11 protein-coding genes are annotated in these 13,764 nt (G+C 70.7%); 2 read left to right on the top strand and 9 right to left on the bottom strand.

What is annotated here, in order from left to right:
- Positions 1–9: 9 nt before the first annotated feature.
- From SALPAC2_RS0103715 to SALPAC2_RS0103700, 4 genes are all read right to left on the bottom strand, one after another.
- A complete protein-coding gene (locus SALPAC2_RS0103715) occupies positions 10–1,344 on the bottom strand; it encodes a cupin domain-containing protein (RefSeq protein ID WP_018215294.1) in 1,335 nt (444 codons plus the stop codon).
- 8 nt (positions 1,345–1,352) lie between these two features.
- Positions 1,353–1,535: a hypothetical protein gene (locus SALPAC2_RS0103710; RefSeq protein WP_018215293.1), complete on the bottom strand. Its 183-nt coding sequence runs from the start codon at positions 1,533–1,535 to the stop codon at positions 1,353–1,355.
- A 445-nt stretch (positions 1,536–1,980) separates the two neighbouring features.
- Positions 1,981–2,379 (bottom strand): TraR/DksA family transcriptional regulator, encoded by a 399-nt coding sequence (locus tag SALPAC2_RS0103705; RefSeq protein WP_018215292.1) that lies wholly within the window; start codon positions 2,377–2,379, stop codon positions 1,981–1,983.
- A gap of 207 nt (positions 2,380–2,586) precedes the next feature.
- Positions 2,587–3,090, bottom strand: coding sequence for a winged helix-turn-helix domain-containing protein (locus tag SALPAC2_RS0103700; RefSeq protein WP_018215291.1), 504 nt, complete (start codon positions 3,088–3,090; stop codon positions 2,587–2,589).
- Between the two features lie 395 nt (positions 3,091–3,485).
- Here SALPAC2_RS0103700 and SALPAC2_RS0103695 point away from each other — a divergent pair, with 395 nt between their 5' ends.
- Positions 3,486–4,433: a DUF3500 domain-containing protein gene (locus SALPAC2_RS0103695; protein WP_018215290.1), complete on the top strand. Its 948-nt coding sequence runs from the start codon at positions 3,486–3,488 to the stop codon at positions 4,431–4,433.
- A gap of 62 nt (positions 4,434–4,495) precedes the next feature.
- On the opposite strand, the gene SALPAC2_RS0103690 is transcribed toward SALPAC2_RS0103695, so the two are convergent.
- On the bottom strand, positions 4,496–5,236 hold the full coding sequence (locus SALPAC2_RS0103690; protein WP_018215289.1) for a GAF and ANTAR domain-containing protein: 741 nt from the start codon (positions 5,234–5,236) through the stop codon (positions 4,496–4,498).
- Positions 5,237–5,402: 166 nt separating this feature from the next.
- Positions 5,403–7,694 carry an accessory Sec system translocase SecA2 gene (gene secA2 / locus SALPAC2_RS0103685; protein ID WP_018215288.1) on the bottom strand — a complete coding sequence of 764 codons (2,292 nt, stop codon included), beginning with the start codon at positions 7,692–7,694 and terminating at the stop codon, positions 5,403–5,405.
- Between the two features lie 256 nt (positions 7,695–7,950).
- On the opposite strand from secA2, the gene ctaD reads away from it, so the two are divergent.
- Entirely contained in the window at positions 7,951–9,948 is a 1,998-nt protein-coding gene (ctaD, locus tag SALPAC2_RS0103680; protein WP_018215287.1) for an aa3-type cytochrome oxidase subunit I, read from the top strand.
- Positions 9,949–9,990: 42 nt separating this feature from the next.
- On the opposite strand, the gene SALPAC2_RS0103675 is transcribed toward ctaD, so the two are convergent.
- The 3 genes from SALPAC2_RS0103675 to SALPAC2_RS0103665 form a co-directional block, all read right to left on the bottom strand.
- Positions 9,991–10,845 (bottom strand): SigB/SigF/SigG family RNA polymerase sigma factor, encoded by an 855-nt coding sequence (locus SALPAC2_RS0103675; RefSeq protein WP_018215286.1) that lies wholly within the window; start codon positions 10,843–10,845, stop codon positions 9,991–9,993.
- A gap of 207 nt (positions 10,846–11,052) precedes the next feature.
- On the bottom strand, positions 11,053–12,447 hold the full coding sequence (locus SALPAC2_RS0103670; protein ID WP_018215285.1) for a hypothetical protein: 1,395 nt from the start codon (positions 12,445–12,447) through the stop codon (positions 11,053–11,055).
- A gap of 133 nt (positions 12,448–12,580) precedes the next feature.
- Positions 12,581–13,705 (bottom strand): baeRF2 domain-containing protein, encoded by a 1,125-nt coding sequence (locus SALPAC2_RS0103665; RefSeq protein ID WP_018215284.1) that lies wholly within the window; start codon positions 13,703–13,705, stop codon positions 12,581–12,583.
- Positions 13,706–13,764: the final 59 nt, after the last annotated feature.

The raw sequence follows: 13,764 nt of genomic DNA, 5'->3' as shown, positions 1-13,764 counted from the left end.
GTGGCGGCGTCAGCCACCCGTCGCGCCCTCATCGGGCCGGTTCGGACAGCCGCCCTGGGCAGGTACGGCGACCGCCTCCCGGAGCAGGCGACGCACGAGGGTGACCCGATCGGGGTCGTCGGTCAGGCCGGGCAGGTCCCCGACCCGGCTGACCTCCCCGGAGAGCAACGCGCGCAGGGCCGGGGCACACGCCTGCGGCAGGGTGATCGTACGGTCGAAGACCCGCAGCGTCACCCGCTCTCCCGCCGTGGTGAGCTGCCACCGCAGGCCCGGACGGGGAGTGACCCGGCTGTCAGGGCCGAGCGCGTCCAACGCGGCCGCCTGGGCAAGGGGAGACAGCGGAGCCGGCCGGGCGGCCGGCCATGCGCGCTGCCGCAGCCGGGCGGCGAGCGCTGCCGGTTCGACGCAGCGCAGCCAGTCCTGCAGCACCTCCACCGTTTTCGTCAACTCGGGCTCCACCGCCTCCGGGTCGGAGATGTCAATCCCGAAGGGCAGGGTGGCCCGCAGCCGCGGCTCCTCGGTGGCGAGCGCGAGCAACTCCTCGACCAGCGTGTACCTGGTCAGCGCCCGTACGCCGACGGTCAGGTGAAGTGAGCTGCGCTCCTGGGCCTTGGCACTGTGCAACCAGCCACGGGGCAGGTACAGCGCGTCGCCGGGGGCGAGCAGCACGTCGAGGCTGGGGGCCCCCGTCGCGGTCGCCGAGACCTCATCGGCTCGGCCGCCCCACGGCTGCCGCTCCAGCGGATCGGCAAGCACCGGCGGGTGGATTCGCCAGTGCTTCACACCGTCGACCTGGAGGACGAAGACGTCGTGCGTGTCGTAATGGGTGGCAAATCCCTGGCTGCCGGCAGGAGTCAGGTAGGCGTTGACCTGCAACGGCTGCCCGAGCGCCCAGCCGAGCTCCCGGGTGAAGTCGATGAGTGGCGGCCAGGTGCGGTGCAGGCCCTGCAACACCAGGGTGGCGCCGCCGACGTACAGGTCGAGGATCTTCTCGTCGAGAACCTGGTCGGCGATCTCGGCGCCCGCGCCCCCGCCGCCGGTGTACCGCGCCGCCGGCACCAACACGCCGTCCTGCGCCACCCGCAGGAACGGGGTGCGCAAGCCCCGCCGGCTGAGCAACTCGTCCGCGTCGGCCGGGCTGAGTAGGTCGCAGAAGCCGCTCTGGTTGGGCAACTCGTCGGCGCGGGACAGCAGCGGCGCCTGTCCCCAGTGCACGGCGGCGAACCTCGCCGGCTCGACGGAGACGCACCGGGTCAACGCCGACGCCACGGTTCGCTCGGGCTCCTCGGGGGCGAACGGGAGTGCCGGGCGACCGGGGCCGCCCGGCGAGTCGAGGTACGGCACCGCGTGGTTCAGCGGGCGCTGCCGTCGGCACCACCATCATGCTGACCCGGGGTCGCCCCACCATCAGCCGGACCCTCCGCGCTGCCGTCGGCACCACCATCATGCTGACCCGGGGTCGCCCCACCATCAGCCGGACCCTCGGCGCGGTCGGCCCCGCCGGAGGTCGTCATGTCGTCGTCGTTGAGTGCCATGGGTGCTCCTCGGCTGTGCCCCGTCCGAACGCCGGGGTCCGTCCTACGGCGGGTGTACCCCACCTCCAGCCCTCCCCACCACACGGTAGCCGCCGCCGGACTGCGACGTTGGCGTTCGCCGGTCAACGGACCCGGGTCCGAAGAACCCTGCCACCCGGAAGGGCAGGCGGGTGGGTGGGTCGGTGGGTGGGGCTGCTCAGCTGTCGCTCCACCCCCGAGCGTCGGGCTCCCACCGGCCATCGTCGTCGCGCCGCGGGGGCCCCACCGGGCCGCGGCGTTGTCGTAGCGGGCTGGCCCGGCCGGGCCGGGGCGCCCGTCGCCAACCGCGGGGCGTTCCGACGACGTGAACAACGACGCCCCGACAGCGCTCCGTTCTCGCCTGCAGCGTCACCTTCCAGCCACCTCCGTCCGCTCCGGCCGTGCCACCCTGGGCGGCGACGGCGCGTCAGGCCGCGCGACGCTCCCGAGTTTGCTTGCAGCTAACGCAGGTCGTCGCAGATGGAAAGATCTCCAACCGCTCCACCGGAATAGCCGCGCCACAGCCCTCGCAGAAGCCGTAGGTGCCCTCTTCCAGCCGGGTCAGGGCGTGCTCGAACTGTGCCCGGCGGTCGAGGATCGTGCGCAACAGGGACTGCGCGGTATCCCGCTCCGCGGTCTTCGTGCCACTGTCGGCCTGATCATCGCCCGCGGTGTCCCCGACCTCGACCAGGCGCAGCACCTGACTCTGCACCACAGCCTGCTCGTACTCGGCGGCGAGCTCGTCGTAGCGGGCCTGCAGGGACTGCCGGATCTGATCGGCTTCCGCCTGGGGCCGGGGCGTGTCGACCGGGTCGTGGACGAGCATTTCTGCCTGCCTTCCTGAGGGCCTTCCGGTCCACCGGACCGGTGCTGGTCGTCGCTACACGGGTTGACGACCCGTGTGTGAGCCGACCGAATACCCCGCACCGCCACGGACCAAACCGCCGCCCGACCGGCTACCCGGGCCCATGGATGGCGCGCAGCACCAGCGCGGGTGACGGCTCCGTCAGACCAGCGCGGGTGATGGCCTCCGTCAACCGCTGCGGTCGATGGCCACTCGGGCGTCGTCAGCGAGCCGGTAGCCGACCCCGTAGACGGTGGTGACCAGGGGGACATCCACTCCGACCTTGCCCCGCAGCCGACGGACGTGCACGTCCACCGTGCGTACCCCGGCGTGCTCGTAGCCCCAGACCGCATTGAGTAGTTGCAGCCGCGTAAAGACCCGGCGGGGGTGGGCAACCAGGTGCAACAACAGATCGAACTCCAGCCGGGTCAACGACAACGGCTCGCCGTCGCGCAGCACGGACCGAGAGGAGGCGAGGATGTGCAGGGTGGGGATGGTGGGGATGGTGGGGGCGAGCGACCGGCTTGGCGAACGGCCGGCCGGGACCGGCTCCGCCCGGCGGTCCGAAAACCCGTTGCCGGTCATGGTGACCGTGCCGTCTCCACACTCCACCAGTTCTCGGGCCGCGTCCAGCAACCGCCGGGCCGCTGGATTCAGGGCCTCGTCGCTGGCCAACGGGATCGACAGGGTCACCGTGAGGACCGGGGGAACCGTGTTGGTGGGACGGCGCTGGCCTCCCGGCGGGCGACCGGGAACAGCAGGTTGGGACGAATGCCATCCGGCGCGCGACGAAGCGGGGCTGACCGACATGGTCCTCCTTGGCTGGTCCGGGTATCTCCCCAACGGCCCGGGACGCCGCTTCACCGATGCTTCCCGGCACCCGTTCGGCGGTCAAGGGGCAGCTGCGTTGCATGAATGTGACAATTGGCTTACACATCGAAGCGAGATGCTCGCTCTGCGTACGAGGTCAACTGATTACAGCAGAGCCGCTGCGAGGACCCGATCCGGGGGTCCCCACCGCGTTCACATTTACCATTCCGTTGCCCCACTACCCGTGTCACCGCATTCCGGCGGGGTATACAGGAAAGGTGGAGGACTCGCTCTCCCAGCAGCTTCGCGCCGCCGCGGCGGCGCTGCTCGCCGCCCTGGACGAGCCGGAAAGCACCCGGGCGACCCACCGGTTCGACGACCTGAGGGCGCGACGCTGGATCGAGTACCGGCCCCGGCCCCGGCCTGGCGTTTGCCTGGCCGACCTGCCCCGCGCTGCCCGGAAAGCCACCCACCGACTACTGGCGAGCGCCCTGAGCCCGTCGGCGTACGCGCAGGCAGTAACGATTATCGGGCTGGAGGAGGTCCTCGACCGAGCCGAGGGGTGGCGCCGCGGCCGACACAGCGACGACTACTGGGTGGCGGTTTTCGGTGACCCGATCCAGGACGAGGCGTGGGGGTGGCGGGTCGAGGGGCACCACCTGTCGATCAGCATGACCATCGTCGCCGACCAGGTCTCCCCCGCTCCGGTCTTTTTCGGGGCGAACCCGGCCGCCGTCCGGTGGGCCGGCCGGCCGGTCACCCGCCCGCTCGGCCCCGAGGAGGACCTGGGCCGGGCGTTGCTGGATGCCCTCAGCCCGCAACTACGGGCGACGGCGCTCATCGCCGAGGCGGCCCCCACCGACATCATCAGCGCGACCCGACCGCGCGTGGACACCCCGATGACTCCCCTCGGTGTCTCCGCTGACCGGCTGAACCCGACCGGCCGGGCCCTGTTGGACCAACTCGTCGCCCTCTACCTGGAACGGCTCCCGCCAGAGTTGGCAAACCGGGAGGCACGTCGGCTCGCCGGGTCCCCAATGCACTTCGCCTGGGCTGGACCGAGTTGGCCGGGGCAGCGCCACTACTACCGCGTACAGGGCGACGACCTGCTGATCGAGTACGACAACACCGCGGACGACGGCAACCACGCCCACACCGTGCTTCGCCGGCCGAGCAGTGATTTCGGCGCCGACCTGCTGGCTGCCCACCACCGGGTCGCCCACTGAGACCCACGGCGACGGGTCCAGCGGAACAGCCCCGCCCACCGCGCGGCCATTCCTCCGGCGGGCTAGTTGTCGCGAGGCCGCGAAACCGTGGTGACCAACCGCTCGGCCACCTCCCGCAGCGGGATCCCGAGCGAGGACGCCGCGCTGCGCAGCACCGTCACTGCCTCCTCCGCCCGGCACCCCCGCTGGGTCATGACGACACCGATCGCCTGCCCGACAACGCTCTCGCCGAGCAGTGCCACGTCGACCTGACCGGCCTCGGTCACCGCCCGTGCCCGATCCCGTACCGCGGCGAGCAGAAGACCGGCGTGGTCGGCCACCAGCATCGCGGTCAGCTGGTGCCGGGGGGTAAGCACCTCCCCGGCTCCCGCATAGAGGTTGAGCGCGCCGATCACCTGCTCGTCGATATCGACCGGCGCGGAGATCACAGCCGACACCCCGAGCCGTCGGGCCCGCCACGTCCAGTCCGGCCACCGCGTCTCAACGCTCAGTCGCTCCACGACCACCAGCTCCCGTCGCCCGATCGCCGCCATGGCCGGCGAGTCTGGGCCGTGCCGCAGGTCGTCGAGCTCGGCGAGCCGGTGATCGGAGGCCACCGCCCCGGCCTGCTCCCCCGCGCGCAGGGAGGTGAACCCGCACCAGTTGACCCCCGGGACACCGTCCCGGGCGATCCGGACGAGGACGGTCAGCGCGGCGTCGAGGTCGCTCGCGCCGATCAGCCCGGCGGTCAGCTCCCGGAGCAGTCCCGCGGTCTCCAGGACACCGAGCGTCCCCCCGACCGACTCCCGCATCTCCAGGTCCACCAGACCCCACCTCCGTCACGCCGTGCGCTGCCCATCCCACCGGACCGCCGAAGCATTCGTCCGTCCCGACTCCGCGGCCCCGGCCTACTACCCCACGGGGAGGGGTCGAAACTACCTAAAGTGGGCGGCCTCCGGAGCCGGAGGATAGCGGAACACTCCGGACGAATCAGCGGGATCCCGAGCTGAGCCGCCGCCCCACCGAGGCAATCAGCCGGTCGAGCTCCGAACCGAACGGGTTGTCGTGCACGAGGTACGTCCACGTCGCGCTCGGCCGGACCAGCTTGGCCTCGTCCGGCTCCCAGTCCTCGTCGAACTCCGTCTCGGTGAAGGTTTCGATGGTGCGCCGCTCGATCTCCGGCACCAACTCGTTGAAGGAGGGCACCGCGGCACGGTGGAACTCGTCAAGCGGGTCCAACCGGCCCAACGCCCGCAGGTGCACGCCCTCGCGGACCTCGGAGAGCTCGGCGAGATGCTCGGCCCAGAGCCGGTCCAGATGGAACAACGCGATCGACCGGGCGGCCCGGGCGAGCAGATCCTCGTCCATCTCGCCCGCCTGGTCCGCGACCTTGTCGAGCAGCATCAGTGCGGCGACATCGCTGGTCAGCAGCCGCTCACGGCGCTCCGCCAACGCCTTGCGCTGCTGCTCCACCACCACGCTGTAGCGCCAGGTGTTGCGGTGGATCTCATGGTTGACCCCCTCCGCGACCCGCTGGGAGTGCTCCACGGCGTAATCCACCTGCGGGTCGGTGACCAGGCCGTCGGCGTTCATCCGCGGCGACCGCGGCACCGTGTCGCCAGCGTGCCGGACCACGAGATCGTCCTGCAGACTGACGAAGAAGACCGACCCACCCGGGTCACCCTGCCGACCGGCCCGCCCACGCAGCTGGTCGTCCACCCGACGGCTGTCGTGCCGGCCGCTGCCGATCACGTAGAGACCACCCAGCTCGGCCACCCGGTCCCGGTCCGCCTGATCGCTGCCGCCGAGTCGGATGTCGACACCCCGGCCGGCCATCTGGGTCGAGACCGTGACCGCGCCGTGGGCACCGGCCTCGGCGATGATCGCCGCCTCCTCGTCGTCGTTCTTGGCGTTCAGCACGACGCAGGGAACGTCAGCAGCGTCGAGACCGGCCGCCAGGCTTTCGGACTCCTTCACGTCGAGGGTGCCGACCAGGACCGGCCGTCCCCGCTCGTGGTTGCGCCGGATCTCGTCGATCAGCGCCTCCTCCTTCTCCGCCTGGGTCGCGTAGATCCGGTCCGGCTCGTCCTCGCGGACACACGGCGTGTTCGGCGGGACCACCGCCACCTCGAGATCAAAGAACTCGCGTAGCTGCTCGCCGACGAGTACCGCGGTCGCCGTCATCCCGCACACGGTCGGGTAGAGCCCGATGTACGCCTGCACGGCGATCGTGCCGAGCACCTCCCCCTCGGCGGTGGCGTCGAGCCCTTCCTTGGCCTCGACCGCCGCCTGCAGTCCATCCGGCCAACGGCGACGCTGCGCCACCCGTCCGCGCATCTCGTCGATCAACTCGACCGTGCCGTCCCGCACGATGTAGTCCACATCGCGGTGCAGCAGGGCGTGCGCGTGCAGGGCCACGTTCACCGCGGAGAGCTGGGCGACCTGCTCCTCGTCGTACAGGTCGATGCCGAGCTTGGCCTCGACGGCGCTGAGGCCGTCGGTGGTGAAGGCGACGCTGCGACCGTCCTCGGCCACCGTGTAGTGCCGACCCTCACGCAGCCCACGCATCAACGCCGCGGCGGTGTGCAGCGGATCCTGCTCGCCAGGAACCGCTCCAGCGAGGACCATCGGTACCCGGGCCTCGTCGATCAGGATCGAGTCGGCCTCGTCCACGATCGCGGTACGCAGCGCCGGCTGGACCCGGTCCTCAATGTCGGTGACCAGCTGGTCGCGCAGGTAGTCGAAGCCCGCCTCGCTGACCGACACGTACGTGACATCGCAGGCGTACGCCGCGCGTCGCTGCTCCGGGGTGGACGCCTCGTTGACCCAGCCGACGGTCAGGCCGAGCAGGTCATAGACCGGCTGCATCCACTGGGCGTCCCGGCGGGCCAGATAGTCGTTGACGGTCAGCACGTGCACCGGACCGTTGCCGAGGCGGACATGCCCGTACGCGGCGACCGTCGCGGTCAGGGTCTTACCCTCACCGGTGGCCATCTCGGCGACCTTGCCGGAGAGCAACGCCATCGCACCGAGCAGCTGCACATCGTAGGGCCGCTGGTCCAGTCCGCGGTGGGCGGCCTCGCGGCCGACCGCGCAGATCTCCGCGTAGTTCTCAGCCCGGCCGGCGACCTCGGTCAGCTCGACATCGTCGAGAGCCCGTAGTTCCTCGACCCGGGTCTCAATGGCGGGCAGGAGTTTCTCCAGCGGTGCGAGATCGACTGTTGTCCCGGGGCGCTGGAGGAACCGGCGGAACCTGCTCTTCAACCGTTGCGACACACCCATGAGCGGCAACGGTACGCGACCGGACCGATCTTGAGCGGCCCACCCGGTCCGTCGCCGACGTCCACGAGCGCCACCGCTGGCCGCTACCGGTGACTGACCGCCACCGGTGACCAGTCGGTCGGGGGCGGGAGAAGCACCACCGCTCCCCGGGGAACGAAAATGCCGCTCTAGCCGGAATAATCCCTCTCGCCTGGTTTCATGGTCAGAGGGGCGGGTAGCCGCGCCCGTCCCATCTGTCGTAGCGGGGTGAGGGTCCATGCCCAAGCGGGTCACCACGGAACCACGGGACCGGGGTCCGGCGATCCTGGCACCGGCGCGCTTTGGCGGCTACCCGGGCCCGCGACGGCCGGCGCTACCCGGCAGCACGCTGGCCCGCTGGCTGTCCACCACCGACCACAAGCAGATCGGCCTGCTCTACCTGACCACGTCCTTCGTCTTCTTCGTGCTGGCCGGCATCGAGGCGATGCTGATCCGGGGCGAGCTGGCCCGACCCGGGCTCCAGTTCCTCTCCCCCGAGCAGTACAACCAGTTGTTCACCACCCACGCCCTCGCGATGCTGCTGCTCTTCGCCACCCCGGCGGCGCTGGGGATGGCCAACTACATCGTCCCGATCCAGGTCGGGGCGCCGGACGTCGCGTTCCCCCGCCTGAACGCCTTCGGCTACTGGCTCTTCCTCTTCGGCGGTCTGCTGCTCTTCGGCAGTTTCCTGACCCCGGGCGGCTCCGCCGACTTCGGCTGGTTCGCCTACACGCCCTTGAGTCAGGCCGAACACTCCCCCGGCATCGGCCCCGACATGGTGCTGGTCGGACTCGCCCTCGGCGGCGTCGGCACAATCCTCACCGCGGTCAACCTGATCACCACCATCGTCACTCTCCGCGCCCCCGGCATGACCATGTTCCGAATGCCGATCTTCACCTGGAACATGCTCTTCACCAGCCTCCTGATCCTGCTGGTCTTCCCCCTGCTGGCCGCCGCGCTCTTCGCCCTGCTCGCCGACCGGCTGCTGGGAGCACACGTCTTCGATCCGGCCACCGGCGGACCACTGCTCTGGCAGCACCTGTTCTGGTTCTGGGGCCACCCCGAGGTCTACATCATCGCGGTGCCCTTCTTCGGGATCATCACCGAGATCATCCCGGTGTTCTCCCGCAAACCCGTCTTCGGCTACACCGGACTGGTGTTCGCCACCGGCGCCATCACCGTGCTGTCCATGGCGGTCTGGGCACACCACATGTTCGGCACCGGCCAGGTGCTACTGCCGTTCTTCAGCATCCTGAGCTACCTGATCGCCGTACCGACCGGGGTGAAGTTCTTCAACTGGATCGGCTCCATGTGGAAGGGGCAGCTCACCTTCGAGACACCGATGCTCTTCTCCATCGGTTTCCTAGTCACCTTCCTGTTCGGCGGGCTCACCGGGGTGCTGCTTGCCAGCCCACCGGTGGACTTCCACGTAACCGACAGCTACTTCGTGGTAGGGCATTTCCACTACGTGCTCTTCGGTACGGTGGTCTTCGCCTTCTTCGGCGGAATCTACTTCTGGTTCCCGAAGATGACCGGGCGGCTACTCGACGAACGACTCGGCAAGGTGCACTTCTGGACCATGTTCCTCAGCTTCCACGGCACCTTCCTGGTCCAGCACTGGCTGGGCAACGAGGGAATGCCCCGCCGGTACGTCGACTATCTGCCCGGCGATGGGTTCACCACCCTGAACACAATCTCCACCGTATCGTCGTTCGTACTCGGCGCATCCACCCTGTTCTTCATCTGGAACGCCTGGAAGTCCTGGCGGTACGGACCCGTGGTCAAGGTGGACGATCCATGGGGCTTCGGTAACTCCCTGGAGTGGGCGACTACCTGTCCACCGCCGCTGCGCAACTTCGACCAGATACCCCGGATCCGCTCGGAGCGCCCGGCCTTCGACGCCAAGTACGGCCCCCTCGTCGCCAACCTCGGTCGTGATCTGCCGCAACGCACTACCCGGCCACCGCAGAAGCTCCGCGACGAGCTGCACCGGGAGCCACACCTGCCCGAGCCACCCAGCGCCGAGGGCGCGGTCGGCGCACGCGAGGCGGTCGCCTACCACCCCTCGCCACAGTCCGGGGCGCGGCCGGTCGAGGTACCGGAGCCGGAGGACGTGCGTCGACCCAGCTTCGAGGAGACCGACGGGCCCGAGGAGACCACCGACCTTGAAACCCCGCAGGAACCGAATGACCGGTGGCGCCATCCCCGTGGATCCGGCGACAGCACCGAGAACTGAGCCAGCCCGGCGGGCGGACGGCCTGGCGTAGCCGGGCGGCTCTCACCGAGCTCTGGGACGGCCGGTCTCCGCCTCGCTGACACCGTTCTGCCACGGCGGCGGCGCGTCGGCGAGCATCGCCTGCCGCAGCCAGGTCAGCGCCCGGGACAGCAGCCGGGACACGTGCATCTGGGAGATGCCAAAGCGGGCGGCGATCTCCGCCTGGGTCTGGTTGCCGTAGAAACGCATGGCGAGGATCCGCCGCTCCCGCCAGGGCAGCCGATGCAACAGACCGCTCACGGTGACCCGATCATCCACCGACTCCAGCGCGTTGTCGGACTCACCCACCAGGTCACCGAACTCGGCCGAGCTCTCGCCGCCGACCGGGGCGTTGAGCGACGCCGGGCTGTAGCCGGCAGCCGACTCCAGCGCCGCGAGAATCTCCTCCTCCGGCGTCTCCAACCGCACCGCCAACTCCGCCACCGTGGGCGCCCGGGACAGCTCACTGGTCAGCGCCGCCGTGGCCTGGCCAACCTCGAGGATGAGGTCACGCAGCCGGCGGGGCACGTGCACACCCCAGGTACGGTCCCGGAAGTGACGCTTGATCTCACCAACGATGGTGATCGCCGCATACGCGGTAAAGGAGCCCCGCTCCGGGTCGTACCGATCCACCGCGTTCACCAGCCCGAGCCGCGCGACCTGTTCCAGGTCCTCCAGTGGCTCGCCCCGCCCGCGATACCGACGGGCCAATCGTCCGGCGAACGGCAGAGCGAAGCGGACCAGATCGTCCCGGGCCTCCTGGCACCGCTGGGGCGGCAACCCCTCAATCCGGGCCGCGTACGCCAGTGCTGCCGCGTCGAGGTCCTCCAAGCCTCGCTCGGTCGGTGACGGCGTACTTGTGGTGGTCTGTCCGAACATCCGCGCCTCCCTCAGGAAGGTCCCGCCCGGATTTGGCAAACCGGTCGTGCGCGTGGTGATCCCACGCACCGGGTCGGAAGTGGGTTTCGTGGCTGGGACGCCAGTGGGCGCCGGCAGGATCCGGCCGCCGCAGCCAGCGGTGTTCCCGCTCCGTAGGTACTCAATCACGGGACCCCGGGTTCGCGAGGATGTTTCGGCACGTCCGGGTCAGGAGACGAGCAGGCCCTGCGGGGAGCCGCCGTCGCGGAGTGCCGCAAGGGCTGCTGTAACGGTCATCGGCGACGGCGTGGGCAGGTCGTACGACTGCGCCCGCAGCACCTCGGTGGCCCGACGCGTCGGCACCGAGGTGACCGGATATCCCCGGGCGGCCGACCGATCCAGAACCCGCCGACGATGGCCGAAGCCGGCCACAGCCAGCCACTGGGGCAGCCCGGCGACCGCCGGCGACCGTAGCCCCGGCGGCTCCGGCAGCACGTCCACGGAGCTGAACGGCTCGCTGCCGGCGAGCCACCACTCCACCCCCTCCACGCTGCGCCGGGTGGCGTTCTCGCACCAGTAGGGCACCATGCCGGCCCGAACCACCTGCCACGGGTCGAGCAGCCGGCCGCACTCGACGATGAGACGGTTGCCGGTCTTTCCGGCCGCGCGCAACCAGTGCCGGTACAGGTCCGCGGTCAGCGCGCTCAACACCGCCGGCTCGGGCACGAGTACCTGATGCGACGGATGCCGGTGCACCGAACCCCAATCCCGAACGGACTGCTCGAAGCCGGGCTCCACCCCGTGTTCGGCCAGGCGGGGCGCCTCCGCCACCACCGGCGGGCACCACCGTGCGCCGTCGCTTCCGGCCGCGTGGAGCACCTGACGCAACGCGGGGCTGTCCGGGTGGAAATCCACCGGATCAAGCCCACTGCGCGGCGAGCCGACCTGGAAGCTGTGCCCGGGGGCGGAGTCAACCACCGGCCAGGTACGGGCGTCACAGAGCAGCAGCACCGGCGCTCCGGGCTCCAGGCACTCCGCCAGCCACTGGAGGTAGGCCGCGGGCAGCCAACGCCAGCGAGCGGCCAGCGCGACCGTCGCCCCCGCCAGCGCACCGCGGCTGGCCGGGCAGTGCACCTGCCGGACGTGGAGTTCGGGGTTGCCCACCAACAACCGGGCGGCCAGTGCGGCGCCGTGATCGAGCGCGGCCTGCGGCCCGTCCACCGCCCCCTGCGGCCAGTGCACAGTAAGTTCGAAGCCGGTGGGCAGCCACGGGATGCCGAGCGCGACCGCGAGGTGCGCCGCCGCGCCGTGTGGTGAGCCGAGCAGCAGCCCGGGATAGCGGCGGCGGGGATACTGGTCGGCGAACCAACGGGCCACCTGATCCGCGTCCACCTCGGCGGCCTGCCCCACGGTCAGCGCGACCCGGCCGGCGGCTCGGGCAGCCGCGGCCCGCCGGACTGGTTCAGGCGCCCCGCTGAGACGAGAAATCCCTCTGGGGTACCCCAGATCGGCGCAGTCGGTGCCGCGCAGGGCCCGGGCGGTGGCCGCGACCAGGGTCCGGGCTGCGCTGCCGGCTGCCACGACGCGGTCGCCGGTCAGCCCGTCAACGCGCCCTGCGCGCACCCCGTGCGCCGGCCCGGCCCTTCCTCGTTCACTAACCACGCAGCCCGGCTTCCCACCTCCGATGGGGTTCAAACTGGGCATCCCTTACTCATCGGGATTAACCCGGTAACCCGGGCGGATGGGCGGCGGGACCTCAGGCGCCGTCCCGCCCCGGCGTGGCCGCATCGACGTACCGGAGCACCGCACCCACCCCACCGGTCAGCTCCGGCGCCTCATCGGGGCCGAGGACGGTCAGCTCCGCGTCAGTTCCCACCAACGCCCGTACCAGGGCGGCATCGACGCGTACCTGCTCCGGGTCCCGGACCGCCATGGCAGACAGCTGCTCAGGATCGGTGGCGAGCTGCGTGGGATCCGACCCGACCCACAGCTCTCCCGTCGCCGACGGGTCGTCCACGAGGAGCAGGTTCTCGACCTGGTCTCGCTGCAGCGCGGAAACCACCGCATCCAGCCCGGAGCCGACCTCCTCCTGCTGGCCGAACCGGTCCAGGGCAGTGCTGACCCGCTGGTCGGCCACCTCGGCGATGGTCTGCACGGTCAGGTCATCCAACTGGGTGTGGTCGGCGCCGTCGGCCCGTTTGCCGGCATCGGTACGGACCAGCACCTCCTGCCAGCGCTCCGGCAACTGCGCGGCGATCACACCGGTGGCCCGCACATCTCCGGACACCACCACCACGTCGGCACGCACCCGCTCCGCCAGCTCCGCGGCGGCGGCGGCGATGTCCCCCGCGTTGCGGTGCCAGGCCTCCACCGCAGCCCGCTGATAGCGGGACTGGGACCAACCGCCCGGCCGCACGCGACGTAGTTGGTAGTCCTGCCGGCCCTGCACCTGGGCGTGCCGGGGCACGCCCCCCGCGCTGACCGCCATCGCGTCCGCTCCGGTCCGGTCGGCGATCACCCGCACCCAGGCCACCTGCTCGCCCCGCTGGGCCAGCAGCGGCATCACGTGCGGCAGCGACGCGAACGCGGCGACGTCTCGCAGCGGCGGGGCGGACAGGTACTCCGACAGGGCCACCCGACCGTGGCTGGCGAAGACCGCGATGCCGTAGTCACCAGGCATCGGATTATGCCCCCGAACCACCCGATCGATCGCCTCGATCGACGCCGGATCGGCCCCTTGCTCCTGAAGTCGGTCCCGGAGCGCGCGCCAGCGCAGGTCCAGCGCGGCGTGGGCGTCCTCGGTGTCGGCGGAGGCGTCCAGGTAAACCGAACACCACGGGCCCGGTCGATCATAGAGCGGGCGTAGGAAGGACAGCTGCATGCGCGACCCCTTTCCAGCTCGACCCTGCGGTTACCCGTGCCGGCTGACTTGTCACCTGA

Source organism: Salinispora vitiensis (genome assembly GCF_000378825.1).
Taxonomy (GTDB): Bacteria; Actinomycetota; Actinomycetes; order Mycobacteriales; family Micromonosporaceae; genus Micromonospora; species Micromonospora vitiensis.
This window is presented reverse-complemented; position numbering and strand designations above follow the sequence as displayed.